Origin of the sequence: Pseudofrankia inefficax, assembly GCF_000166135.1 — a bacterium.
Taxonomy (GTDB): domain Bacteria; phylum Actinomycetota; class Actinomycetes; order Frankiales; family Frankiaceae; genus Pseudofrankia; species Pseudofrankia inefficax.
The window spans coordinates 6,136,080-6,159,139 of record NC_014666.1; the positions used below are offsets into that span (position 1 = coordinate 6,136,080).

Annotated in this window: 22 protein-coding genes; 8 read left to right on the forward strand and 14 right to left on the reverse strand. The window is 76.0% G+C overall.

From position 1 onward, the window contains the following. Nucleotides 1-39 precede the first annotated feature (39 nt). From hisF to FRAEUI1C_RS24750, 4 genes are all read right to left on the reverse strand, one after another. The gene (gene hisF / locus FRAEUI1C_RS24735) at nt 40-804 is read right to left on the reverse strand and encodes an imidazole glycerol phosphate synthase subunit HisF (protein WP_013426090.1); all 765 of its coding nucleotides are present in this window, start codon (nt 802-804) and stop codon (nt 40-42) included. Next, a complete protein-coding gene (gene priA / locus FRAEUI1C_RS24740) occupies nt 801-1,535 on the reverse strand; it encodes a bifunctional 1-(5-phosphoribosyl)-5-((5-phosphoribosylamino)methylideneamino)imidazole-4-carboxamide isomerase/phosphoribosylanthranilate isomerase PriA (RefSeq protein WP_013426091.1) in 735 nt (244 codons plus the stop codon). The genes hisF and priA overlap by 4 nt, the downstream gene beginning before the upstream one ends. Before the next feature lie 9 nt (nt 1,536-1,544). Further along, nucleotides 1,545-2,750 carry a hypothetical protein gene (locus FRAEUI1C_RS24745; protein ID WP_013426092.1) on the reverse strand — a complete coding sequence of 402 codons (1,206 nt, stop codon included), beginning with the start codon at nt 2,748-2,750 and terminating at the stop codon, nt 1,545-1,547. Nucleotides 2,751-2,874: 124 nt separating this feature from the next. Then, nucleotides 2,875-3,936: a nucleotidyltransferase family protein gene (locus FRAEUI1C_RS24750; RefSeq protein WP_013426093.1), complete on the reverse strand. Its 1,062-nt coding sequence runs from the start codon at nt 3,934-3,936 to the stop codon at nt 2,875-2,877. A gap of 346 nt (nt 3,937-4,282) precedes the next feature. Between FRAEUI1C_RS24750 and FRAEUI1C_RS24755 the strand changes: the two genes are divergently transcribed. From FRAEUI1C_RS24755 to FRAEUI1C_RS24765, 3 genes are read left to right on the forward strand one after another with little or no spacing between them, the layout of a single operon-like run. Next, nucleotides 4,283-4,708 carry a PqqD family protein gene (locus FRAEUI1C_RS24755; RefSeq protein ID WP_013426094.1) on the forward strand — a complete coding sequence of 142 codons (426 nt, stop codon included), beginning with the start codon at nt 4,283-4,285 and terminating at the stop codon, nt 4,706-4,708. Beyond that, nucleotides 4,705-5,187: a lasso peptide biosynthesis B2 protein gene (locus FRAEUI1C_RS24760; RefSeq protein ID WP_013426095.1), complete on the forward strand. Its 483-nt coding sequence runs from the start codon at nt 4,705-4,707 to the stop codon at nt 5,185-5,187. Before FRAEUI1C_RS24755 ends, FRAEUI1C_RS24760 begins: the two co-directional genes overlap by 4 nt. Continuing rightward, complete coding sequence (locus FRAEUI1C_RS24765; protein WP_013426096.1) at nt 5,184-7,160, forward strand: asparagine synthase-related protein; 1,977 nt, start codon at nt 5,184-5,186, stop codon at nt 7,158-7,160. The genes FRAEUI1C_RS24760 and FRAEUI1C_RS24765 overlap by 4 nt, the downstream gene beginning before the upstream one ends. Nucleotides 7,161-7,185: 25 nt before the next feature. Here the strand turns inward: FRAEUI1C_RS24765 and hisH are convergent, their stop codons facing one another. The 4 genes from hisH to hisD form a co-directional block, all read right to left on the reverse strand. Then, nucleotides 7,186-7,800, reverse strand: coding sequence for an imidazole glycerol phosphate synthase subunit HisH (hisH, locus tag FRAEUI1C_RS24770; RefSeq protein ID WP_013426097.1), 615 nt, complete (start codon nt 7,798-7,800; stop codon nt 7,186-7,188). An 85-nt stretch (nt 7,801-7,885) separates the two neighbouring features. Further along, nucleotides 7,886-8,479, reverse strand: coding sequence for an imidazoleglycerol-phosphate dehydratase HisB (gene hisB / locus FRAEUI1C_RS24775; RefSeq protein ID WP_013426098.1), 594 nt, complete (start codon nt 8,477-8,479; stop codon nt 7,886-7,888). Nucleotides 8,480-8,484: 5 nt separating this feature from the next. Beyond that, nucleotides 8,485-9,669, reverse strand: a complete 1,185-nt coding sequence (locus FRAEUI1C_RS24780; RefSeq protein ID WP_049807250.1) for a histidinol-phosphate transaminase — start codon at nt 9,667-9,669, stop codon at nt 8,485-8,487. Nucleotides 9,670-9,808: 139 nt separating this feature from the next. Beyond that, nucleotides 9,809-11,149 (reverse strand): histidinol dehydrogenase, encoded by a 1,341-nt coding sequence (gene hisD / locus FRAEUI1C_RS24785; protein WP_198318625.1) that lies wholly within the window; start codon nt 11,147-11,149, stop codon nt 9,809-9,811. A gap of 209 nt (nt 11,150-11,358) precedes the next feature. Here hisD and FRAEUI1C_RS40450 point away from each other — a divergent pair, with 209 nt between their 5' ends. The 3 genes from FRAEUI1C_RS40450 to FRAEUI1C_RS24800 are packed head-to-tail and all read left to right on the forward strand — an operon-like array spanning nt 11,359 to nt 15,626. Then, a complete protein-coding gene (locus tag FRAEUI1C_RS40450; protein WP_013426102.1) occupies nt 11,359-13,305 on the forward strand; it encodes a bis-aminopropyl spermidine synthase family protein in 1,947 nt (648 codons plus the stop codon). Between the two features lie 2 nt (nt 13,306-13,307). After that, nucleotides 13,308-14,156 (forward strand): response regulator transcription factor, encoded by an 849-nt coding sequence (locus FRAEUI1C_RS24795; protein WP_049807251.1) that lies wholly within the window; start codon nt 13,308-13,310, stop codon nt 14,154-14,156. 18 nt (nt 14,157-14,174) lie between these two features. Next, nucleotides 14,175-15,626, forward strand: coding sequence for a sensor histidine kinase (locus FRAEUI1C_RS24800; protein WP_013426104.1), 1,452 nt, complete (start codon nt 14,175-14,177; stop codon nt 15,624-15,626). A 76-nt stretch (nt 15,627-15,702) separates the two neighbouring features. Here FRAEUI1C_RS24800 and FRAEUI1C_RS24805 read toward each other — a convergent pair whose 3' ends face one another. The 3 genes from FRAEUI1C_RS24805 to FRAEUI1C_RS24815 all read right to left on the reverse strand — a co-directional run bounded on the left by FRAEUI1C_RS24805 (nt 15,703) and on the right by FRAEUI1C_RS24815 (nt 17,750). Continuing rightward, entirely contained in the window at nt 15,703-16,659 is a 957-nt protein-coding gene (locus FRAEUI1C_RS24805; protein WP_013426105.1) for a DUF5336 domain-containing protein, read from the reverse strand. 273 nt (nt 16,660-16,932) lie between these two features. Beyond that, complete coding sequence (locus tag FRAEUI1C_RS24810) at nt 16,933-17,472, reverse strand: GNAT family N-acetyltransferase (RefSeq protein ID WP_013426106.1); 540 nt, start codon at nt 17,470-17,472, stop codon at nt 16,933-16,935. Further along, on the reverse strand, nt 17,469-17,750 hold the full coding sequence (locus tag FRAEUI1C_RS24815) for a type II toxin -antitoxin system TacA 1-like antitoxin (RefSeq protein ID WP_041259638.1): 282 nt from the start codon (nt 17,748-17,750) through the stop codon (nt 17,469-17,471). The genes FRAEUI1C_RS24810 and FRAEUI1C_RS24815 overlap by 4 nt, the downstream gene beginning before the upstream one ends. 294 nt (nt 17,751-18,044) lie before the next feature. Here FRAEUI1C_RS24815 and FRAEUI1C_RS24820 point away from each other — a divergent pair, with 294 nt between their 5' ends. Further along, nucleotides 18,045-18,911 carry an SDR family NAD(P)-dependent oxidoreductase gene (locus FRAEUI1C_RS24820; protein ID WP_013426108.1) on the forward strand — a complete coding sequence of 289 codons (867 nt, stop codon included), beginning with the start codon at nt 18,045-18,047 and terminating at the stop codon, nt 18,909-18,911. 22 nt (nt 18,912-18,933) lie between these two features. On the opposite strand, the gene FRAEUI1C_RS24825 is transcribed toward FRAEUI1C_RS24820, so the two are convergent. The 3 genes from FRAEUI1C_RS24825 to FRAEUI1C_RS24835 all read right to left on the reverse strand — a co-directional run bounded on the left by FRAEUI1C_RS24825 (nt 18,934) and on the right by FRAEUI1C_RS24835 (nt 21,584). Further along, complete coding sequence (locus tag FRAEUI1C_RS24825) at nt 18,934-19,905, reverse strand: TerB family tellurite resistance protein (RefSeq protein ID WP_013426109.1); 972 nt, start codon at nt 19,903-19,905, stop codon at nt 18,934-18,936. Between the two features lie 109 nt (nt 19,906-20,014). Continuing rightward, nucleotides 20,015-20,461, reverse strand: coding sequence for an NUDIX domain-containing protein (locus tag FRAEUI1C_RS24830; RefSeq protein ID WP_013426110.1), 447 nt, complete (start codon nt 20,459-20,461; stop codon nt 20,015-20,017). A gap of 115 nt (nt 20,462-20,576) precedes the next feature. Then, nucleotides 20,577-21,584: a DMT family transporter gene (locus FRAEUI1C_RS24835; protein WP_157735031.1), complete on the reverse strand. Its 1,008-nt coding sequence runs from the start codon at nt 21,582-21,584 to the stop codon at nt 20,577-20,579. Nucleotides 21,585-21,992: 408 nt separating this feature from the next. On the opposite strand from FRAEUI1C_RS24835, the gene FRAEUI1C_RS24840 reads away from it, so the two are divergent. Next, nucleotides 21,993-22,949 (forward strand): esterase/lipase family protein, encoded by a 957-nt coding sequence (locus FRAEUI1C_RS24840; protein WP_013426112.1) that lies wholly within the window; start codon nt 21,993-21,995, stop codon nt 22,947-22,949. Nucleotides 22,950-23,060 lie beyond the last annotated feature (111 nt).

Consider the following 23,060-nt stretch of genomic DNA (forward strand, 5'->3'; position numbering starts at 1 on the left):
GCGCGGCTCCCGCCGCGGCCTCGGCCGGCGGGCGGGACGTCAGCGGACGGGGACCTCGGCGGACCGCAGCGCGGCCTTGACGTCGGCGATCCGCAGCTGGCCGAAATGGAAGACGCTCGCCGCGAGCACCGCGTCGGCGCCGGCGGCGACCGCCGGGGCGAAGTCGGCGAGCTGCCCGGCACCACCGCTCGCGATCACCGGAACGTCCACCTCACGGCGCACGGCCGTGATCATCTCCAGGTCGTAACCGTCGCGGGTCCCGTCGGCGTCCATGGAGTTCAGCAGGATCTCCCCGGCGCCGAGCTCGACGGCCCGCGCCGCCCAGGCGACCGCGTCGATGCCGGTGCCACGCCGGCCGCCGTGGGTCGTGACCTCGAAGGCCGGCCCGTCCGGGTCCGGGGAGCGGCGGGCGTCGACCGACAGGACGACGCACTGGCTGCCGAACCGCAGCGCGCACTCCCGCAGCAGCTCCGGGCGGGCGACCGCGGCCGTGTTGATGCCGACCTTGTCGGCACCGGCCCGCAGCAGCCGGTCCACGTCGTCCGCCGCCCGCACCCCGCCGCCGACGGTCAGCGGGATGAAGACCTGCTCGGCGGTGCGCCGGACGATGTCAAAGGTGGTCTCCCGGTTGCCGCTGGAGGCCGTGATGTCCAGGAAGGTCAGCTCGTCGGCGCCCTCGGCGTCGTAGAGCCTGGCCATCTCGACCGGGTCGCCGGCGTCGCGCAGGTCGAGGAAGTTGACGCCCTTGACGACCCGTCCGGCGTCCACGTCCAAACACGGGATGACGCGGACGGCGACGCTCATCGCGCGGCGCCGACCTCGCCGTTCGCGACGGCGAGCGCCTCGGGGAGGGTGAACGCGCCGGCATAGAGCGCCTTGCCGACGATCGCGCCCTCGACCCCTGGGACACCGGCGATGGCGGTCAGGTCGGCGAGCGAGGACACGCCGCCGCTGGCGACGACGGGCCGGTCGGTGGCGCCGGTGACCGCGGCCAGCAGCTCCAGGTTCGGACCGGTCAGGGTGCCGTCGCGGCGCACGTCGGTGAGGACGTAACGGGCGCAGCCGTCCGCGTCGAGGCGGGCGAGGACGTCGAACAGCTCGCCACCCTCCTTGGTCCAGCCGCGGGCGGCCAGCGTGGTGCCGCGCACGTCCAGCCCGACGGCGATCTTGTCGCCGACCCGGTCGATCGCCCGGCGCACCCAGTCGGGGTTCTCCAGCGCGGCCGTGCCGACGTTCACCCGGGCGGCACCGGTGGCGAGCGCCGCGTCGAGCGAGGCGTCGTCCCGGATGCCGCCGGACAGCTCCACGGCGACGTCGAGGGACTTCACCACGGCGGCGAGCAGGTCCCGGTTGGAGCCACGGCCGAAGGCGGCGTCCAGGTCGACGAGATGGATCCACTCGGCGCCGTCGCGCTGCCAGGCGAGCGCCGCCTCGCGCGGGTCGCCGTAGACGGTCTCCGACCCGGCCTCTCCCTGCACCAGCCGGACGGCCACTCCGTCCGCCACATCCACCGCGGGCAACAACGTCAACGTCACCCGCCCAGCCTACGGTGCGCCGCCCGCGGCGGAGGACCGTGCCGAGGCCGCGGCCGATGCCGAATGCGTCACCGGCGCCGTGGCGGCGCGTGATCCGGTGGCGGACGGCCGCGCCGAGGCTCCGGCGGTGGCCGGCGGGTGGGTGGCGCCGGCGGTGGCGGTCGGCCGGGTGGAGGCTCCGGCGGTCGCCGGCTGGCCGGTGGCCGGCTGGCCGGTCGCCGGCGGTCGCGGTGAGGACGGTGGCGCGGTGGCGGTGGCCGACGCGCGCGGCGTGGTGGTCGCGGGAAGCGACGCCGCGGTGGTCGCCGGCTGCGTCGTGGCCACCGCGGAGGTGGGCGTCGGTCCCGGCGCTCCGGGGGCCGCGGCCGGCTCGCGGGGATCACCGGAGCGCGTCGCCGCCCGGTCCGCGTCGAGGACGATCGAGCCCTCCGCCAGCCTCGGACGCGACTCGACGGAACCGTCCGAGCCGGCGGCCCGCAGCGGTTCGGGCGTCGGGGCCAGCCGCGCGGACGGCGCGGTCGACACGGCGGTCGACGCGCGCGGGTCGGTCATCGCGGGCGACGCGGGCGAGCCGGTCACGGCGGGCAGCCGACGGTCGGAGGCGGCCCGCTGCCAGGCGGCGGCCGCGCACATTCCGGCCAGGCACACCACGATCCCCGCGACGGCGGCCAGCAGCGCGACCTCGCCGTAGCTGAGCCGATGCGCACGGGCCCGTGGGGGCTCGGCGTGCCGCCCTGGCCGCGTGCGGGACGGCCACCCGGCCTGCTGGCCCGGCGGCGGAGGCTTACCCCGGGAGGGGGCCGGGCCGGGGCGTCGGCCGGTCTCGGCCGGGTCGGGCCGAGGCGGCACCGGGCCCGAACGAGCCGGCCCCGCGCTCGAGTGAGCCGGCACCGGGCCCGGACGGGTCTGCACCGGGCCCGAGACAGCCGGCACGGGACCCGGGCGGGCCGGGGCCGGGCGGGCCGGGTTCGCGACCGGGCCCTGTCGCGCCGGGGTCGCGCCGGGGGCCGCGTCCGCCGTGGGTTCGAGCCAGGGCTGCCGGCCCCGGTCGAGCACGAACGACGTCAGTGTCTCGGCGTCCGCGATGTCCACGTCCTCGGCCGACCGGACGGCGGCGCCGTCCGCGTCCTGCGCGGCCGAACGCTGACCTGTCTCGCCCGACGCCAGCCACGGGCGCGCGGCGCCCGCGGCCAGCCGCGGGCCCGGCCGGGTCATGCGGGCCTCATCCGGTCCCCATGGGGATCAGCGTGGCTGGATTCACCCAAAGGCGATTACCTAACGCGCCCGGACAAGTCGTTTGGGTAGTCAACCCTCCCGAAATGCGCACCGGCGACCTTTGTCAGCCCGACGGCACGCGCTCGGGCCGCGCCGGAACCTGGCGCGGACCCGCCGGGGCAGCCGGGGCGGGTGGCTGCCGGGTCGCGCGCCGCAGGCTGACGGAGAACAGCGCGAGCTGGTGGACCCGGTACCACAGCAGCCGCGCGGCCGGCGGGAGGGCGGCCGGCGTCGCGGCCTGGACCTCCGGCCGGGCGCTCCAGCCAGCCAGCTCGGCCCGGGTCGGGACCAGCCAGCGGCGCAGGATGGTGCGCCGACGCTGCGGCGACGCGGTCCGCAGGATCAGCTGGGCGTTCAGCAGCAGGCTCTGGTCGGCGAGCCAGAGCCTGCTGGTGAAGGGCACCCGCACCGGCAGCCCGAGCGCGTCCGCGAGCCGCCAGCAGGCCGGCGAGCCGGTCCGCAGCGCCGCGATGACGACCGCCCGGGAATCCAGCTCGTCGGCCACCTCCAGGGCGGCCCGCCAGGTCGCGAGGTCGAAGGCCGACACGGCGCGGTCGAGGTCCCGGCGGGCGCCCGACGTACGGGCCGGCGCCGCCACGGTGTGCAGGAGCAGGTGGAAGGCGTGCGCGGGCAGGTCCAGCGCGTCGACGACGGTCCCACCGAGCGCGAACGGCACCCGGTGGCGGGACAGCGTGGCCCACACCCGATCGGCCGGCGGCGACACGACCGGCAACGTCCAGTGCAGGTCGAGTACCTGGCCGTTCGGATGGCAGTAGGCCTGGGCGTGCGGGCTCGGTTCGCGCGGGCTGTGGCCGGCGGCCACGGCGACCGCCCGGGCCGCGGCCAGCCGACCGGAGGCGACGAGCAGGTCGCAGTCGGCCCGTGGCCGGTGCTCGCCGGGGTAGAGCCGCTGCGCCGTGACCGGTCCCTTGAGCAGGATCGGCCGGATTCCGGCCTGGTGCAGACGTTCGATCAGCACGGCGTCGGCGGCGTCGTGCACCAGCTCCGCCGCCGCGCGGGCGACCCGGCGCGCCAGGTCCCCGGCCCGGGGACCGCCCGGCTCCGGGCTGGGGTGGCCCCCGGCGGCCGTCTCGCCGGCGGCGGACGGCGCTGTTGGCACGGACATCGTCGCTCCCCTGGTCGCCAGCCCCGGCCGGATGTGCCCGCATCGTCACGGCGACCCGAGCGCACCGCCCCTGCCCACCGGCCGCGGCGGGCCGGCCCGAGATCCCCGATCTCGGGCACCGGCCGCCGCCCGCCGGATGTCACCCTACGACATCATCGATTACTGAACGTATCAGATCAACGATGCAGCGAAACGACCCGCGCCGTTGGGACACGCACGCGCGCCGATGTGTCGATGGCGAGTGTCGACACCTCACTCTCTGCATCCAGGATGCTTTCATTCTCGCTGCCAGGAGAACCGTGGCGGCCGTGCGTGCGCCGCCCCCGCGACCGTGACGGAGGTCTGGATGCCGGACGGCAGCCAGCAGGCACCAGCAGGCCCGCGCCCGGCGATCGGCGACGCCGGCCCGCGCCAGGCCACGGGCCACGCGGACCAGCGCCAGCCGGGTGGCGGGCCGGGCACCGACCGGGCCGACGACCACGACGAGGTCCGGATCGGGCCCGGCGTGCAGGCCGCCGACATCGGTGGCGAGATCGTCCTGCTGCATCCGGACGACGGCGCGTACTTCGCGCTGAACGAGACCGGAGCCCAGCTCTGGCGTCAGCTCAGCCCGACGGGGGTGCCTCGGGGCGCGGCCGTCCGCCGGGCCGCGGCGACGGTCAGCGACGGCTGGCTCATCGACCAGCCGCACGCCGAGCGCGACCTGCGCGAGCTCCTGGACGAGCTGGCCCGCCGCCGTCTCGTCACGGTCACTCCCCGACCGGCGACATGACCTCGGCCGGCGCCGCGGTGGCGCCGGGCCGGGCGCCCGAGGCGTGGGACCGGGTGGTGCGGGCGCAGCTGTGGCTCGCCGCCGGGCTGGTGGAGATCGCGCTGCGCCACCGCCGGGTGCCGGACCTGGTCGCCGCCGCCGGCCGCGCCGCCGCATCACCCGCCGCGCGCTGGTACCCGGCGGGGCGCCGGGCGCTCACCGGCACCCGGCTGGACGAGCTCGCCGCCGACTCCGGCGCGTTCTGGCGAGGCGACTCCGCGTGCCTGTCCAGGTCTCTCCTGCGCGGCTGGCTCGCCGCGACCGCCGGTCGCCGCGTGGCCCTCGTCGTCGGCGTCCGCCGCCAGCCGGGCACCCCGTTCGCGGCGCACGCCTGGCTGGAGGTGGACGGGGCGGTGCACGCCGAGGAGCAGGACCCCACCCTCACCTACCACCCGATCGCGACCTATCCGCTCGCCGAGCAGCGGAGGGCATCGACATGACGTTCTGCGCCGAGTTCCGCCTCGACGGCCAGCCGCCGACGACCGCGCTCGTCGAACGGATGCTCGCCGCCTCCAGCACTCCCATCGGCGGCGGCGTGCGCGCCTTCGTCGTCGGGCCGCTGGCCGTCGCGGCCGCGGCGGGCCCGGCGCTCGGGCCCGGCGCGGACGTCACCCGGACCGCCGGCGGCCTGCTCGCCGTCGTCGACGGCTGGTCACCGCCCGTGGCCGGACTCGCGGCGGACCCCGACGGCGCTGCTCTGGACCCACGTCGTGCCTCTGGCCAGCTCGCCGCCGCCTGGACCCGGTTCGGAGCCTTCGGCCTCGACCGGCTGCTCGGGGACTGGGCCGCGCTCGTGTTCGAGCAGCGGACCGGGCGGCTGGTGCTGGCCCGGTCCCCGCGCAGCATGCGCACGCTCGTGCTGCGCCCCGGAGCCGACCGGGTGCTGGTCGCCACGGGCCTCGCCCAGCTGCGGGCGGCTGGGCCGGCGTTCGAGGTGAACCAGACCGTGCTCGCGGAGACGCTCCTGCACAGCCCGACCACGGAGCACGAGACGCTCGTGCGCGGCGTCGAGCGGGTACCGGCCGGCCACCTCGTCAGGATCGAGGCGCGGGCCGGCGAGCGGCCCAGCCGCCGTGCCTACAGCTCGCTGTACGCCCTCGTTCCACCGCTGGCGGCCGAGCCCGTCGAAACGGCGGCCGCCCGGGTCAGGCCGGCGCTCTGGGCGGCCGTCGCGGACGCCGCCCGGTGCGGCTCGGCGAACCCCGGCCCGGACCTGGCCTCGACCCAACCCGGCCCGGAGCTGGCGGCGTCGAGCACCGGTCCGGGCCGCGCCGGGGCGGGCACCGGGCTGGTCGCCGTCGGGCTGTCCGGCGGGGTCGATTCGAGCGCCGTGACCGGGATCGCCGCCCGGCTCGCCGCCGCGGGCGGCCTCGGCCCCGATGGCTCCGCGCGGCTGCTGCCGATCAGCATGGTCTTCCCGGGGGAGCCGCACGACGAGTCGCGGTGGATCGACGCGGTCGAGGAGCACACCGGGGTCCCGGTGCTCCGGGTGAAGCCCGACGCCTACGACTGGGACCGCTGGCGCGCCTGGACCGCCACGACGGGTGAGCTGCCGCCCTGGGCCAACCTCGCCCTGGCCGACGCCGTCCGCGCGGCCGCGCGCCGCGAGGGCGTCACGGTGCTGCTGTCCGGCGAGGGCGGCGACGACTGGTTCAGGGGCGGGCGCGGCCACTGGCCGGACCTGCTGCGGGCCGGCCGGCTGGCCACGCTGCGCCGGCAGATCGGCCCGGTCGGCGGCCCGCGCGGGCTGCTGGCCAAGGCGCGCACGGCCCGCGCGCTGGCCGCCGCCGCGGCGAGCGCCCACACGGCGGGGCCGCCGTCCGTGGTGCCGCCGTGGATCCGGCCGCAGTGGCTGCGCCCGCTGTACCTGACCGACCGGCTCGCGGTGGCGACTGCGGCCGACACGGCGGCGTTCGCCTCGGCCGACCATCGGAGGCGCTGGGTCCCCGCGGCATACCGGGACGCGACGCCGCTGGTCGACACGGCGCGGACGTTCTACGCGAGCGCCGGCATCGACTGGCGCCATCCGCTGCACGACCGGCGGGTGATCGAGGCCGCGCTGTCGACCCCGGGCGCGACGATGTACCGGCGCGACCTGACCAAGCCCGTGCTGCGGGCCGCGGCGGGCGACGTGCTGGCGCCGGTGGTCCGCGACCGCGCGGGCCGTGCGCACTTCCTGCACGCGCTGGCCGACGCGGTCGACGGGGCGGGCGGCCTGCGGGCGCTGCTGGCCGGCGGGCCGCTCGCGGGCGCCGGCTGGGTCGACGTCGACGCCGCGACCAGCTGCTGGGACGCCGCCGTGGCCGCGCTGCGCCGCGGCCAGCGGCCGCCGGTGCCCGAGCACGGACTGGTGGCCCTCTGGCCCGTCGTCGCGGCCGACACCTGGCTCGCGCACAGCGGGGTGCGCCTGTGACGGCCGGTCGGGCCCGGTCCGGCGGTCAGCCCAGCGTGCGCAGCCAGTTCGCGAGGACGTGCGCGCCCGCGTCGCCGGACTTCTCCGGGTGGAACTGGGTGGCGCACAACGCGCCCCGCTCGACCGCGGCGGCGAACGGCTCGCCGTGCTCGGCGGTCGTGTCCCCGGCCGAGAGATCGGGTTTGGCCGCGTAGGAATGCACGAAGTAGAACCGGGTCTCGGCCGGCAGCCCGGCGAACAGCGTCGAGCCGGCCGGCGCCGTCACGGTGTTCCAGCCCATGTGCGGCAGGATCGGGGCGGCCAGCCGGCGGACCTCGCCGGCCAGCAGCCCGAGGCCCTCGGTCCGCACGCCGTGCTCGTCGCCCAGGTCGTAGAGGATCTGCATGCCCACGCAGATCCCGAGCACCGGCCGGCCGGCCGCCACCCGGGCCCGGACCGCCGGACCGGCGCCGATCCGGTCCACGCCCGCCATGCAGGCCGCGTACGCGCCCACCCCTGGCACGACGAGACCGTCCGCCTCGGCCGCCGCGGCGAGGTCGGCGGTGACGGTGACGGTGGCGCCGACCCGCTCGACGGCCCGCTGGGCCGAGCGCAGGTTGCCCGAACCGTAGTCGAGCACGACGACGTTCGGCTGGCTCATCGCGCCGTCCCGGCAGGCCGACGGCTCGGCCGGAGGGTCACAGGCCGCCCTTGCCGGAGGGTCACAGGCCGCTCTTGCCGGAGGGTCACAGGACGCCCTTGGTCGAGGGCACCCCGGTGACCCGGGCGTCGTAGGCCACCGCGTCACGCATCGCGCGGGCGACCGCCTTGAACTGCGCCTCGACGACGTGATGGGCGTTGCGCCCGGACAGCACCCGCACGTGCAGAGCGATCCGCGCCGCCGCGGTCATCGACTCGAAGATGTGCCGGGTCAGCGTCGTGTCGTAGCTGCCGATCATCGGTGCGAGGTCCGGCTCGACGTGCACGCAGTACGGCCGCCCGGACAGGTCGACGGCCACCTGCACCAGCGCCTCGTCCAGCGGCACCATCGCGTCACCGAACCGGCGGATGCCGACCTTGTCCCCGAGGGCGGCCCGCAGCGCCTCGCCGAACGCGATCGAGGTGTCCTCGACGGTGTGGTGGGCGTCGATGTGCAGGTCGCCCCTGGTCCGCACGGTCAGGTCGAAGCCGCCGTGCTTGCCGAGCTGGGCGAGCATGTGGTCGTAGAAGCCCACGCCGGTCTCGACGGAGCAGACGCCCGCCCCGTCGAGGTCCAGCTCGACCAGAACGTCCGACTCCAGCGTCTTGCGCTCGATCCGGGCGGTCCGCGTTCCTGCCATGTCCCCTACTCCCCCGCCAGCAGCGACGGGCTGGCGGCCAGCACGGCGCGCAGCGCGTTGACGAACGCGTCCATCTCGCCGGGCAGGCCGGCGGTGACCCGCAGCCAGCCGGGCAGGCCGAGGTCCCGGACCAGCACACCGGCGTCCAGCAGCCCCTGCCAGACCGCGCGCTGGTCGCTGAACAGCCCGAACAGCACGAAGTTCGCGTCCGACGGGACGACCCGCACGCCGAGCGTCGGCAGCTCGTCCACGATCCGGTCGCGCTGGGCCTTGACCGCCTCGACGGTGCCGAGCAGCTCGTCGGCGTGCGCGAGCGCGGTCCGCGCCACCGCCTGGGTGAACGACGACAGGTGGTACGGCAGCCGGACGAGCTGCAGCGCGTCGACGACGGCCGGGTGCGCGGCCAGGTAGCCGACCCGGGCGCCGGCCAGCGCGAACGCCTTGCTCATCGTCCGGGTGACGACCAGCTTCGGCTGCTCGGGCAGCAGCGTCAGCGCGCTGGGCACCCCCGACCGGCGGAACTCGCCGTAGGCCTCGTCGACGACGACCATGCAGCCGCCGATCTCCTCGGCCGCGACGCAGACCGCCTTGACGACGTCCAGCGGCAGCGCGGTGGCCGTCGGGTTGTTCGGCGAGCACAGGAACACCACGGACGGCTGGTGGCGGCGGACCGCGTCGGCCGCGGCGACCGGGTCGATCGTGTAGTCGTCGGACCGGTCCTCGGCGATCCACTGGGTCGCCGTGGCCAGCGAGATCAGCCGGTGCATCGAGTACGACGGCTCGAAGCCGAGCGCGCGCCGGCCCGGGCCACCGAACGCCTGCAGCAGCTGCTGGAGGACCTCGTTGGAGCCGTTGGCCGCCCAGAGCTGGCTGGTGTGCAGCCCGAAGCCGGCGTCCGGGGTCAGGTAGTAGGCCAGGTCGGCGCGCAGCGCCTCGGCCTCCCGCTCCGGGTAGCGGTTGGCCTCCGTGGCCGCGAGCGTCGAGGCCTTGCCCAGCGCGTCCACCAGCTCGGCCGACGGGGCGTACGGGTTCTCGTTGGTGTTCAGCCGCACGGCGACGTCCAGCTGGGGCGCGCCGTACGGCGACCGGCCGCGCAGGTCGTCGCGCAGCGGCAGGCTGTCGAGGGTCACCGGCCGCCAGGGCCGGTCCGTCGACGTCGTCTCGTCCGGGCGCCGGGCGCTGACCCGCACGACCGGGCGGCCCGACCCGAACACGTCCACGTTGTCGCGGCTCAGGGGGCTCACCGGGACACCGCCTGCGTCTGCTGGGGTCCGAACGCCGGGGCGGCGTGGCCGGTGGCCTGGACTCGGGAACTGGTCGTGGGCCTCGTCATTGAGAGCGCACCTCCACCGCGTCGACGTGGGCAAGCAGGTCCTCGGCCGCGCCGAGCGCGGCGATGCGCGGCGCGACGGCCGCGAGTGCTTCCTTCGTGCACTCGACGACGTGCACCTGGCGCTGGAAGGCGCCGACGGCCAGCCCGCTGGAGTGGCGGGCGGTCGCGCCGGTGGGCAGCACATGGTTGGAGCCGGCGAGGTAGTCGCCGAGCGGGACGGGCGCGTACGGGCCGACGAACACCGCGCCGGCGTGCCTGACCCGGGCGGCGACCGCCGCCGCGTTCTCGGTCTGGATCTCCAGGTGCTCGGCGGCCCAGGCGTCGACGACCCGCAGACCGGCGTCGACGTCGTCGACGAGCACGATGGCGCCCTGGCCGTTCAGCGCCTCCTCGACCCGCTCGCGGTGGCGGGTCGCCGGCACCTGCTTGCCCAGCTCGACCTCGACGGCGTCGGCGAGGTCGGCCGAGGAGCTGACCAGCAGGCAGGCCGCCAGCGGGTCGTGCTCGGCCTGGGCGATCAGGTCGGCGGCCACGTAGGCCGGGTCGGCGGTGTGGTCGGCGAGGATCGCGACCTCGGTCGGCCCGGCCTCGGCGTCGATGCCCACGATCCCCCGCAGCAGCCGCTTGGCCGCGGCGACGTACACGTTGCCCGGCCCGGTGACCAGGTCGACCGGCGGGCAGCTCTCGGTGCCGTAGGCGAACATCGCGACCGCCTGGGCGCCGCCGACGGAGTAGACCTCGTCGACCTCCAGCAGCTGGCAGGCGGCGAGGACGACCGGGTGCGGCAGGCCGTCCCTGGGGCCGGGGGTTCCGCCCGGGCCGGACAGGTCGCGCTGGGGCGGGGAGGCGACGGCGAGCGAGCCGACCCCGGCCTCCTGCGCCGGCACCACGTTCATCACCACGCTGCTCGGGTACGCGACCCGCCCGCCCGGCACGTACAGCCCGACCCGGTCGACCGGCACCCACTTCTCGGTGACGGTCGTACCCGGCGCGACCTCGACCGTCACCGCCTCGCGCAGCTGGGCTCGGTGGACCACGCGGGTCCGCCGGATCGCCTCGACCAGCGCGTCCCGGACCGCCGGGTCGAGCTCGTCGAGCGCGCGGCGCAGCGCCTCGGCCGGCACGCGCAGGCCGGCGGGGCGAACCTGGTCGAACCGCTCGGTGTACTCCAGGACGGCGGCGTCGCCCCGGTCCCGGATGTCGTCACAGATCGGCTGCACCGTCTCGACCGCCACGTCGACGTCGAGCGCGGCGCGCGGCAGCCGCCGCCGGATCTCGACGGGTGACAGCTTGGTCACGGTGGCGGCGTCGCCGCGCAGGTCCAGCCTTCTCCACACGCACACGAGGGTATCGGCCGGCGTGCGTGAAACGCGGATCTCCCGTCCACCGATATCACACAGTGGTCTCACAGTGAGCAGCGGTCGGCCGGCGATCAGCCGTCCGCGGCGGGCCCCGGCGGCCCGCGCGGCCGGGAAAGTCGGGTATCCGACGCTCGGTGCGGGCACGCGGCGCCGGTCCGCGCGGCGAGGGGTGGCACGCTGGACGGGTGACCTCCGGCGATCGACCCGCCACCGACGCGCCGCCGGCGGACGGCCCGGCCCGGTTGGCCGAGCTGCTCGGCGCCTACGGCCCCTACGGCCGGCCGCTGCGGTCCCTGCTCGTCCGGCTGGTCACCGCGACCCCGCTGGACGGCGAGGCGGGCTCGGCCGGCGTGGGCCGGCTGGTGCGGGCCGTCGGGCTGCCCCGGCGGACTGTCGAGGAGGTGCTCGCGGCCCTGGGTGACGACGTGGTCGAGGACCCGCGGAGCGGGCCGCGGCTACGCCCCGACCGGGTGGACGCCTACCGCCCGTTCCTCACCCCGGGCCGGCCCGGCTCGCTGGGGCCGGCCGACGAGGGGCCGGAGCCCGACCGGCGCGCCGCCCACGACGACCTGAGCGCGCTGATCGCCGCGGCGCCACGGCCACGGGCCGATCTCGACCACGTGGCGGCGACCGCGACGACCGCGCTGGCCAGGGCGGTCTGGCTGCGCGACACCTACGACCTCGCCGGGGCGCGGCTGCTCTGCGCCGGCGACCACGACCTGACCTCACTCGCCGCCGCCAGCCTCATCCCGGGCCTGCGGGTCACCGTCGTCGACGTCGACGAAGAACTGCTCGACTTCGTCGGCGAGCAGGCGGCGCGCCGCCGGCTGCCCGTCCAGACGCTGTTCGCCGACCTGCGGTTCGGCCTGCCGCCGTCGGTCGCCGGCGACGCGGACCTCGTGTTCACCGACCCGCCGTACACCCCGGACGGGGTCGCGCTGTTCTGCGCGCGCGGTGCCGAGGCGCTGCGCGACCGCGAGCGCGGCCGGGTGCTGCTGGCCTACGGGTTCTCCGACCGGACGCCCACGCTCGGCTGGAAGGTCCAGCGGGCCCTGTCCGACGCCGGGTTCGTGATCGAGGCCATGCTGCCCGGGTTCCACGCCTACGACGGCGCCGAGGCGATCGGCGCCCGCGCGGACCACTACGTCTGCCGCCCGACGCCGCACACCTGGCGCCAACTGGACCGTTCCACCGGCCCCTGGGCCGGCCAGACCGCGATCTACACGCGGGGCCGGGCCGCTCTGGAGTCCGCCGCGGCGCCGGTCGCCCTGGCCGGCCCGCCCGTCGCCATCCTGCGGGACGCCGCGGCCGAAGCAGCCGGTGGCCCGGACGGCGCGGAGCTTCGGCTGGTGGTCGTGGCGGACGCCCTGCCGGCCGAACTGGCGGGCGCCGGCCACACCCGGCTGGCGACGCTGCTCGCGAAGGGCCTGCCGGCGGCGAAGGGGCCGCGCCGGGTCGCCGTCGCGGCCGACCTGACCGACGACCCAGGCGGCTGGCTGCCCAGGCTGCTGCTGGCGGCCAACGCCGACGGCGTGGCCGCGCTCGTCCGGGCCGACCATCCGGTGCTGGCCCCGGGGCAGCCGGCGCCGGCCGCCGGGCAGCCGCTGCTCGCGGCGAAGTGGTGCCCGCGGCCGCCGCGCCCGGCCGGCTCCAGCCAGGACCGGGCCGAGCCGCTGTGGGTGGTCTCCTACACCGCCGTCGACGCCGATCAGAGCCGGCGGGTTCCCGGCTCTGATGCGGGCCGGCTGTCGCGGTACCTGCTGGACCGCGCGCACGGCCGGGTCGGCAACGTCTGGCGCGAGGGCCTCGTGCGGCTCGCCCGCGAGGCGACGGGCGCCGAACTGTCCCGTCGCGAGGCCGGCGAGCGGGTCACGGCCGCGCTGGCCGGCGGGCCCGCCGTGGCCGACGTGCTGGCCGCCCGGCTGGTCGACCTGCCGGGCCGGACGCTGGCCGCCGTCCTGACCGCCGCGGCCGCGACCGCCGACGCCGTCATCGCCGACACTGGAACAGCCGGTGCCGACGCCTACGCGGTGGGCGCCGGCGCCGCGGCGACCGGGCCCGAAACCCACCTGGCGGCGACCACGGCCACCCCGCGCGGCCGCGCGCGGGCGAGCGAGGAGGACCGACCGTGACGATGACGGCTCGGGTGCTGGATCTGGCGCCACCGGAGACCGCCGCGGACCACGCGGTGGTGCTGGTGGTCGAGGACGACGACGCGGTCGGCGTCCAGCTGGTGCGCGGGCTGGTCCGCGCCGGCTACACGGCGACACGGGTCGCCACCGGGACCGCGGCGCTGGCCGCGGTCGAGGGGCCCACCCCGCCGGACCTCGTCCTGCTCGACCTGGGCCTGCCGGACCTGGACGGCACCGAGGTCTGCCGGCGGATCCGCGCCCACGGCGACACCCCGGTGATCGTGGTGACGGCCCGGGGCGACGAGCCCGACCGGGTCGAGGTGCTCGACTTGGGCGGCGACGACTACCTCGTCAAGCCGTTCGGGTTCGCCGAGTTGCTGGCCAGGATCCGCGCGGTCCGCCGCCGGTTCGCCCGCGCGGAGGCCCTCGTCGACGCGGCCCGCGCGGCGACCTCCGGCGCCACCCCCGTGCTGGCCGACGACGAGGCGCCGGCACCCCGCGACATCGAGCCGGACGTCGCGGGCGCGGCCGGGGGCGGCCTGGACCCGGATGTCATCCGGCACGGCACCCTGGTCGTGGACCGGCGGACCCGGCGGATCACGCTGGCCGGCCGGCCGGTGGCCGCCACCGCCCGCGAGTTCGACCTGCTGGCGTACCTGGCCGCCGACCCGGGTCGGGTCCGCACCCGCCGGGAGATCTTCCAGGAGATCTGGGGCCCGTGGTTCGGCTCGACGAAGGTGCTCGACGTCCACATCGGGTCGCTGCGGCGCAAGCTCGGCCGGCCCGAGCTGATCGAGACCGTCTACGGCGTCGGCTTCCGGCTGGCCGACCCGGCCGAGCCGGCCGGCTGACCCGGGAACGAGGCGGCCGTGAGCAAGCGGGTCATCGCCATCCAGCTCCTGCTGATCGCGTTGCTGCTGGTCGGGGTGTGCATCCCGTTGGGCATGGACGCGGCCGAGCACGACCGCGACCTGCTGACGGCGCGCGCCGCGGCCGCCGCTGACGCCTACGCCTCCGAGGTGAAGTGGCGCCGGCTGTCGACCGGACGGGTGAAGCTGCCCAGTGAGGAGGACGACGACATGGCGCTCTACAGCCCGGACGGCGTGCTGACCTCCTCGTCCGGCCGGCCCATCCCACTGACGGCCGCGCAGCTGCACTCCGCCTGCACCGCCCGGGTGGTGCTGTCGCCGTCGGCCACGGACGGCGGGCGCGTCGTCGTCCTGACCCCGGTCACCAGCGACAAGGGCCTGTTGGCGGTCCTGGTGCTGGCCCGGTCCGACCACGCGACCCAGGTGGCGATCCGCAACAGGTGGATCCGGCTGTTCGGCGGCGCGGGGCTCGCGAGTCTGGTGGCGCTGGCGCTGTCGGTGCTGCTCGCCCAGTGGGTCAGCCGCCCGCTGCGGCGGCTGGAGCGGGCCGCGGCGACTCTGGGCGACGGCGAGCTGTCGGCCCGCGCGCGGGCGGTCGGCGGGCCGGGCGAGGTGCGCCAGCTCGCGGCGAGCTTCGACGCGATGGCCGACCGGATCGAGGAGCTGGTCGGCGGCGAGCGGGCCTTCCTCGCCGACGTCTCCCACCAGATCCGCACCCCGCTGACCGCCATGCGGCTGCGCCTGGAGCTGCTCACCGAGGACCTGCTGGACAACCCGGTGGCCGCCATGGAGGTCGGCGGCACGCTGACAGAGGTGCACCGGCTGTCCAGGATGGTCGACGGCCTGCTCGCGATGGCCCGGGCGCACGCCCGGGACACCGCCAGGCTGCCGGTGGCCGTCGACGAGGTGGTGGCCCAGCGGGCGGTGACCTGGTGGCCGGTCGCCCAGGCCGCCGGCGTCGAGCTGTGGACCGACGTCCGCGACACGACCGGCGCGCTGCTCACCCCCGGCCATCTGGAGCAGGTGCTGGACAACCTGCTCGCCAACGCGCTGGAGGCGAGCCCGCCGGGCGGCCGGGTGGTCGTGGCGACCGCCCCGGCCCCGGCCCTGGCGGGCGACGTCCCGATGCTGCGGCTGACGGTGACCGACGACGGGCCGGGAATGCCCGCGGCCGCCCGGGCCAGGGCCTTCGAGCGGTTCCGGTCGGAGACGGCGAAGTCCCGCCCGGTCCGGGCGGACCGGCGCGGGAACGGCCTCGGCCTGGCCGTCGTGCACGCGCTGGTCACGGCCGACGGGGGCCAGGTCAGGCTGGCGGAGGCGGCGTCGGGCGGTCTGCTGGTGGTGCTCGACCTGCCGGCCGCGCACACCGTGGCCGCCGTGGCCGCCGAGGCCGCCCCCGCCCCCGGCGCCGACCGCGGCGAGCGGCACGCGCGCGCGTCCGCTACCGGCTGAGGGCGGCCGCCGGCCCGCTCGGGTACGCCCGAGAGGGCCGGCGGCCGCGCGAACCGGTCAGGCCCGCCGCCTCAGGTCACCGGTCCCAGTGCTGGTCACGGCCTGGGTCACGCCCGCCGGCGCCTGGATCCGTGGTCGGGCCGGTTCCGTAGCCGCCCCGGCTCTCCTGTCCGTAGCCGCCGCGGCCCTCCTCCTGGCCGTAGGCGCCGCCATTGTCCGGGCCGCGGTAGGCGCCACGGCTCTCGGAGCCCTGGCCGCCACGGCCCTCGGTCTCGTAGCCGCCACGGCCCTCGGAGCCGTAGCCACCGCGACTGTCGGGACGGGACCGCTCGGCGGTCGTGCCGCCGGGGTGGCCGACCTCCTGGGGCTGGTCGTCGCGGCCGGCGTACTGCCGGTCGCGGTCGATGACCCGAGCACGCTCGGCGCCGCGGCCGGAGTAGCCCGACATCGACGCGTCACGCTCGACGTGGCCCTGGCCGTGGGTACGCTCACCGCTCGCCTTGAGCCGTCGAAGGGCGAGCAGCGTCATCACCAGCGAGGTGATGAGGCCCAGGATCAGGCCGTAGCGCGCCCCGGACGCCACCGCGGCGTAGCCGTAGTTCGCGTGCACGTGCGGAAGGGAGATCCAGCGGATCACGATCAGCAGCGCGGCCACCGCGCAGAGCGCGGCGATCGCGGTGGAATGGCTGGCGCCGCTTCCGGGCACCTTGCCCCGGCCCAGCAGGTGCGCCGCGGCGAGCCCGGCCGCGACCAGCATCAGCACGATCGGGATCCACGCCAGCGCGCCGGAATGCCACGCGTTGAGGCTTCCGGTCCAGGTGTGCAGCGTGCCATAGCCGTAGTTGTCGTAGGTGTAACCCCGGTATCTGGTGCCGAACCAGGGCAGGAAGCTGAAGATCAGGCCGAGAATCCCGAGGCCGATAATCGGGACGTCATGGGACGCGAAGCTCTGTCCCTTACCGCGGCCGGCCTTGGTCGCGGTGGTTCCGGGGCCATCTTGGGTCGCAGGACCGCGACCGGCCATATTCGCCATTGGCGACAACCTCGTCTCTCCCGAGCAACTTCTGGCGGCGGCTCTCGCCGTACCCGGAAGCTCGTGGTCGGAGGGTGTGATCGATCGAGCCTTTTCACCATCGTTTCGGGTCAGGCTGAAACCGGTGCGGTGGCGTAGGGGAACTCCCCGAATTCCGGCGCGCAGAAACTACGCCGGCCACTCGGCCGTGGCATTTCCGACCGGACCGTCCCGTTTTCCGCCGGGCTGGCCGTCAGGCACCCGGGCTGGCCGTCAGGCGTCCAGGACCGGCCGTCAGCCGCCCAGGTCTGGCCCGGACCCCGTGGACGCGTGCCGCACCGCCAGCGCGAGCACGTACGGGTCGAGGCGGGTCGCGGCGAACCCGAAGTGCCGGTAGAAGCTCCTGGCCTGGTCGGAGACGGCATGCGCCAGCAACAGCGGCAGACCGGCGGTCCGGTAGACGGTCGCCGCCCGCATCACCGCGTCCCGCAGCAGCCGGGCGCCGACGCCCTGGCCCTGGGCTGTCTCGTCGACCGCCAGCCGGCCGATCACCAGGGCCGGCAGCGGGCCGAGCACGGCGGCGGGCGCCCGGCGCGACCGCCAGCGCGACACGACCGGCGCCCGGGTGGCCTCGACGGCGCCGCGTGTGAGGCAGTAGTAGCCGACGACCCGGCCCGCGCCGGCCGTCACGACGAACGTCGTCACGCCCTCTTCCTGCTGTTCCAGGGCGTGATGGCGCAGCCAGCTGTCGAGGACCTCGTCACCGCCGCGGAAGCCGCGTGTGTCGTGCTGGTCGGTGAGCCGCGTCGGCGGCCCCGACGCGCGCGGGCTCACCGGGCTTCCTCGTCCGGCCCGTCCTCCAGCAGCTCGCGCAGCCGCGCCGCCTCGTCCGGCGCCGGACCGCCGAGCAGCTCGGCGAGCTCCTTCCAGGCGACGTCCGTCGCCCCGAACAGCCGCCGGTCCGCCAGCGTGTCAGCGGCATGGCGCCGCATCGCTTCCGCGGCGAAGTCCTCCAGCGTCACACCCAGGCTGTCGGAGGCCGAGCGCACCAGCTCAGCCGCCTCCCCCGTCAGCCGCACCGTGACCTGCTCGCCCTCGTCGGTTGCACCCACGCCCGCCAGTCTGCCCCTGTCCCACTCCCAGACCGGCACCGACCCGAGTGAACCGACGCACCGGCGCGGCCCGCGGGAGATCAGGAATCGGCCAAGAACGCAGCACACGTTAATTACGCGGTGCTAACCTGCGCGACGCGATGCCGCCATGTCCGGAACATCCACACAGTCCCGACCTGCCCGGGACCGGAGCCGGCGGATACGCGACAGTTCAGGGCCGCGCGCCGGCCGCGAGCGGGCCGAGGCGCGCGACGCGGCTGGTCGCGCGCCACGGAGGCACAGAGGAGAACGTGCATGGGGGACGCCGAGGGGCGGGTGGCCTTGGTCACGGGCGCGAGCCGCGGTATCGGCGCGGCCATCGCGATCCGGCTGGCCGCCGAGGGCGCGGCGGTCGCGCTGACGGCTCAGGCCGTGCACGAGGGCGACCCCCGGGATCCCGGCTCGCTGGCCGGGGTGCTCGCCCGGATCGCGGACGCCGGCGGCACGGCCATCGCGCTGGCCGCCGACCTGTCCCGGCCGGATGGCGGCCGCGAGGGGCTGGTCGCCGCCGTCGAGCGTCGCCTCGGGCCGCTGGACATCCTGGTCAACAACGCCGGCATGGGCGGCTACATGCCGTTCCTGGACATCGCCGACCAGCGGATCGACACGGTCTTCGAGGTGAACCTGCGCACGCCCTGGGAGCTGTGCCGCCAGGCGCTGCCCGGCATGCGCGCCCGCCGCCGCGGCTGGATCATCAACATCGGCAGCGCGGCGGCGGAGGCTCCGGCCGGCCCGCCGTACCGGAGCACCCTGCCGGACCTGCAGGGCTCGCTCTACGGCAGCTCGAAGGCGGCGCTGCACCGGCTGACCATGTCGCTGGCCGCCGAGGCGTACGCCGACGGCATCGCCGTCAACGTGCTCGCGCCGGACCCGGCCGTGCGGAACCGGGACGACTGGCCCTCCCCCGACACGAGCCCCGAGCCGGTGGAGACCATGGCCGAGGCCGCGCTGGCACTGGCGACCTGCTCCCCCGACGAGCTGACCGGCCGGGTGGCCTACAGCCTGTCGCTGCTCGTCGAGCTGGACCGCCCGGTGCATGGCCTCGACGGCGTGACCGAGTTCGCCGGCTGGCAGCCGCACGAGATCCCGCGCTCCCGCCTGCGCCAGCCCCCGGCGGGCTGAAGGCGGGTCCTGGCGGGGGCCGTCAGGCGCTGTGGGCGCTGTCCAGGCCGAGGACGGCGGCCGCCTCGCCGAGGACCTCCTGCTCGACGGGCGGGAAGGCGCCGTCGATGCGGCCCATCACCTCGCCGAGCCGCAGGACGGCGGTCGCCTCCGCCGGCCGGCCGCGCACCTTCGCGATCTCACCGAGCGCGTCGTGCTTGCCCGCCTCGAAGTCCGCGGCCAGCGCGGCCAGGCGCTGCTCGAACACCCGCTCCAGCTCGTCGGTCGGGAAGTACGCCATCACCGGGTCGGTCGCCAGGAACGCCCGCAGGCCCTCGCGCTCGGCCGGGTCGATCCGGCCGTCGGCGGCGGCCACCAACGCGCACATCGCCACAGCGGCATCCCGGAACCGCCGGCCGCGTAGCTGGTCGCGCCGGGCGGCCAGCTGGGCCCGGACCGCCGCGACCGGCGGGCGGCCGCCGTGCCAGGCCGCCTCGGCCGCCGCGGGCGCCAGCCGGCGCCAGCCCGGCCGGGCGTTGGCGAGCCAGTGCCGCGTGGCCCAGGCCACGGGCAGCGGCGCGAGCCTGGTCACCACCAGGTCGTCGACGCCGACAAGGCTGACCTGCTGGCCCCGCCAGGCCCGCGGGGCCTCGTCGCCGGCCGGCCACTCGGCCGCGAACAGCAGGGTCAGGACGTGCTCCGAACCCGGAGTTCCGTGAGCCCACGAGGGCTCGGCCCCGTCCGCCCCTGGCGAGTCCGGCGCGGAGGGGCCGGCGGCGGCCTCGCCCGCGTCGCCGGTGTGCTCGACGGCACCCGCGAACGCGAGCGCCCCGGCCGCCGGGACCAGCAGCCCGTCGAGGTGGCGGGCCAGCGCGCGTTCGGCGCCCTCCCCCGCCCCGACCGGGCCGCCGGGCAGCGCGTGCCAGAGCTCGGCCGCCGGACGGGTCAGCAGCACCTTGTCGTCGACGAGCGCGACGAGCCTCACGTCGAGCCGGATGGCGGGCGGCACGGCCATGTCCCCTCTCCTGGTGCGCGTCTTCCTGGTTGCCTGCGTCGTCCTCTGGTCGCCGGTGGCCGTCTCGACCGCGCGGCCTCGATCGCGCGGCCGCCGGCCAGCCGGGGCGTCAGCCGGCGGGCAGGCTGGTCCGCCAGGCCGGCCGGGCGTCCCGAACCCAGTCGAAGATCATATTCTTCAGGGCGGCCGGGCGCAGGTCGCGTCGAGCGAGGTCGTCGAGGTCGACCGAGAACAGATGCAGCTCCGGATCATGACTGATGATCTGCGCGGCCCACGGCAACGGCGCGGCGAACACCGTCATCAGCTCATGGACCTTGTCGGTGCCGACGGAGTAGTCATGCTCGACGCAGCCGACGAAGTCCAGCGCGCGGATGTCGAAGCCGGTCTCCTGACCGGTCCCTCGGCGCAGCGCGTGTTCGATGGTCTCGCCCGGTGAGAGCCGGCCGCCTGGCAGGAAATACCAGGTCCGCCCACGGTGGCCGGCCAGCAGCACCCGATCCTCGGTGAGGATCAGGAGCCGTGCGCTGATCTCGGTCCGATCGGCAGAGGGGGCCATGAACTCTCCGCTGTGAGGCGCCGCGCACCGCCTGGCCGTGACCGTCCGGGTGAAGCCGTGCGGCCGCGGGCGGCGTCGCGGTCAGCGTCCCACACGGTGGGCCCGTCCGTACATCTCATTGTTTGCGTGCGTTCGAAAGTCCGGCCGCGGGGTCGCACTGGCGTTCCCATTGGCGCTGAGCCCCGATTGCTCCGTTTACGTTTCTCCGGGCGTCCCCGCTCCTGGCGTCGCCGGACCGCGTGTATTGGGTCAGGGCGACGCAGGCGAGCACGAGCGCGGACACGGCGAGCGCGGCCGGGCTGACGTGCTCCCGCAGGAGCAGCGCCGACCAGGCCAGCGTGAGGACCGGCTGGGCGAGCTGCAGCTGGCCGGTCCTGGCGACACCGCCGCGGGCAAGGCCGGCGTACCAGGCGAAGAAGCCCAGGAACATCGACACGACGGTCACGTAGGCGAACCCCAGCCAGCTGACCGGCGCGGCGCCCGGCGGGTCGAGGATCGTCACCACGACGGTCGCGGGCACGGTCAGCGGCAGCGAACCGACCAGCGCCCAGCAGATGGTGCGAGCGCCGCCCAGCTCACGGGCCAGCCGGCCGCCTTCGGCGTAGCCGAGCCCGCACAGGCCGACGGCGCCGAGCAGAGCCAGGTCCGCCGGTCCGACGCCACCGGACACGGCACCCGAGGCCACCAGAAACGCGAGCACCGCGACGAGCCCGGCCAGCGCCGCGGCCCAGAACAGCGGCGGCGGACGCTCGCGCCCGCGCAGGACCGCGAACACGGCCGTGCACGCCGGCAGCACCGCGATGACGACGGCCGCGTGCGCCGCCGTCTGGGACGTCAGCGCGAGCGACGTCAGCAGCGGGAACCCGAACACGACACCCAGCGCCACCGCCGCCAGCCGCCGCCACTGGTCGCGGGTCGGCCGGGGTGACCCGGTCAGCCTCAGGTAGCCGGACGCGAGGAGGCCAGCGCCCACCGCCCGCGCGAAGGCCACGAACCAGGGGTTCAGGTCCTCGACGGCGACCCGGGTCGCCGGCAGCGACATGCTGAACGCCAGCACCCCCGCGCCGCCGAGAACCCGGCCCGATACCCACCAGCGAGTAGTAGCGCTACTCAGGCTCCTCATGGTCAACGATAGCGGAGCCGACCCGCCCCGCGCCTCGCCGCCGCCGTGTCGCGGCGCCGGACAGGGCGACGCCGGACACAGCGGCGCCGGACGCCTCCCGACCGCCATCCCACGGGCCGGCGGCGATCGCGGCGCGCGGGCGCGGCGCCTGTTGGCACCAAAGTGCTAGTCGATCAAGGGCATCGACGGCACAAATCGGCGGTCAGCGGCCGGCACACCGGACCACGGCTCGCCAGATCTTCCTGGTCAGCCTCCAGCGTCCGAGAACAACGCCGACCGCGAGCCGTGACGGGGCCGCAAGATTTCCTAGACATTTCCTACCTACCAGTAGGTAACTATCTCCACCCACCAGATCCGCTCCGGTCCGGCGCCCGGCCGGCCCGGGCGGCAGCACCCCGGAGGTCGCTCATGCTGGTCCACCGCCCGCGCCGCCGATTACCCCGACGCGCCGCACTGATCGCGCTGCCGGCGGCGCTGGTCACGGCCCTGTTCGCCGGCGGAGCCGCGACGGCCGCCGCCGCGTCGGCGGCGGCACCGCTGCCCGTCATCTACAACTTCCCGGCGGCGGTCGCGATCTCGCTGGCGCACCCGAACGCCGACCCGCCCGGCTCCAACGACTTCTCCTGCCGGCCGAGCGCGGCCCATCCGAGGCCGGTGGTCCTGGTCCACGGCACGCTCGCGGACAAGACGAACGAATGGCAGGCCCTCGCGCCGCTGCTGAAGAACGACGGCTACTGCGTCTTCGCGCCCAACATCGGTGGCGCCTCGCCGGACGCCTACATCCAGGCGACCGCCCCGATCGAGCAGAGCTCGGCCCAGCTCGCTACCTTCGTCGACCAGGTGCTCGCCGCCACCGGCGCGTCCAAGGTCGACCTCGTCGGCCACTCCCAGGGCGGCATGCTGCCGCGTTACTACATCAACAACCTCGGCGGCGACGCGAAGGTCAACTCGCTGATCGGCCTCGCGCCGTCCAACCACGGCACGACCCTCGACGGACTGGCTCAGATCGCCCAGGCCCTCGGCCTGTCCAGCACCGTCGCCTCGGCCTGCGCCTCGTGTGCCGAGCAGATCATCGGATCACCGTTCCTCACGGCGCTCAACGCCGGCGGTGGCACCCGGCCCAGCGTCCACTACACCGTCATCGAGACCAGGTACGACGAGATCGTCACGCCCTACACCTCGGCGTTCCTGTCCGGATCCAACGTCAAGAACATCACCCTGCAGGACAGCTGCATCCTCGACGGCTCCGACCACATCTCGATCGCCTATGACCGCGTGGCCCTGCGCTTCGTCGAGAACGCGCTCGATCCCCAACACCCCAAGCCGCCGATCTGCGTCCCGGTCCTGCCGGTCGTCGGCGGCTGAGTAAGCCCGTCCGGAAGGGCAGGCCGGCGCACCCATGCCGGGCCGCCCGGCACGGCAGCTCGCCCGGCACGGCACGAAGCCCCGCGTCGCGAGACGCGGGGCTTCGTGAAT

Bases quoted from the DNA above. Each gene is read 5' to 3' on its own strand.
- hisF (WP_013426090.1), bottom strand. From the start codon at position 804: ATGAGCGTCGCCGTCCGCGTCATCCCGTGTTTGGACGTGGACGCCGGA.
- FRAEUI1C_RS24745 (WP_013426092.1), bottom strand. From the start codon at position 2,750: ATGACCCGGCCGGGCCCGCGGCTGGCCGCGGGCGCCGCGCGCCCGTGG.
- FRAEUI1C_RS24750 (WP_013426093.1), bottom strand. From the start codon at position 3,936: ATGTCCGTGCCAACAGCGCCGTCCGCCGCCGGCGAGACGGCCGCCGGG.
- FRAEUI1C_RS24755 (WP_013426094.1), top strand. From the start codon at position 4,283: ATGCCGGACGGCAGCCAGCAGGCACCAGCAGGCCCGCGCCCGGCGATC.
- FRAEUI1C_RS24760 (WP_013426095.1), top strand. From the start codon at position 4,705: ATGACCTCGGCCGGCGCCGCGGTGGCGCCGGGCCGGGCGCCCGAGGCG.
- FRAEUI1C_RS24765 (WP_013426096.1), top strand. From the start codon at position 5,184: ATGACGTTCTGCGCCGAGTTCCGCCTCGACGGCCAGCCGCCGACGACC.
- hisH (WP_013426097.1), bottom strand. From the start codon at position 7,800: ATGAGCCAGCCGAACGTCGTCGTGCTCGACTACGGTTCGGGCAACCTG.
- hisB (WP_013426098.1), bottom strand. From the start codon at position 8,479: ATGGCAGGAACGCGGACCGCCCGGATCGAGCGCAAGACGCTGGAGTCG.
- FRAEUI1C_RS24795 (WP_049807251.1), top strand. From the start codon at position 13,308: ATGACGGCTCGGGTGCTGGATCTGGCGCCACCGGAGACCGCCGCGGAC.
- FRAEUI1C_RS24805 (WP_013426105.1), bottom strand. From the start codon at position 16,659: ATGGCGAATATGGCCGGTCGCGGTCCTGCGACCCAAGATGGCCCCGGA.
- FRAEUI1C_RS24820 (WP_013426108.1), top strand. From the start codon at position 18,045: ATGGGGGACGCCGAGGGGCGGGTGGCCTTGGTCACGGGCGCGAGCCGC.
- FRAEUI1C_RS24825 (WP_013426109.1), bottom strand. From the start codon at position 19,905: ATGGCCGTGCCGCCCGCCATCCGGCTCGACGTGAGGCTCGTCGCGCTC.
- FRAEUI1C_RS24830 (WP_013426110.1), bottom strand. From the start codon at position 20,461: ATGGCCCCCTCTGCCGATCGGACCGAGATCAGCGCACGGCTCCTGATC.
- FRAEUI1C_RS24835 (WP_157735031.1), bottom strand. From the start codon at position 21,584: ATGAGGAGCCTGAGTAGCGCTACTACTCGCTGGTGGGTATCGGGCCGG.
- FRAEUI1C_RS24840 (WP_013426112.1), top strand. From the start codon at position 21,993: ATGCTGGTCCACCGCCCGCGCCGCCGATTACCCCGACGCGCCGCACTG.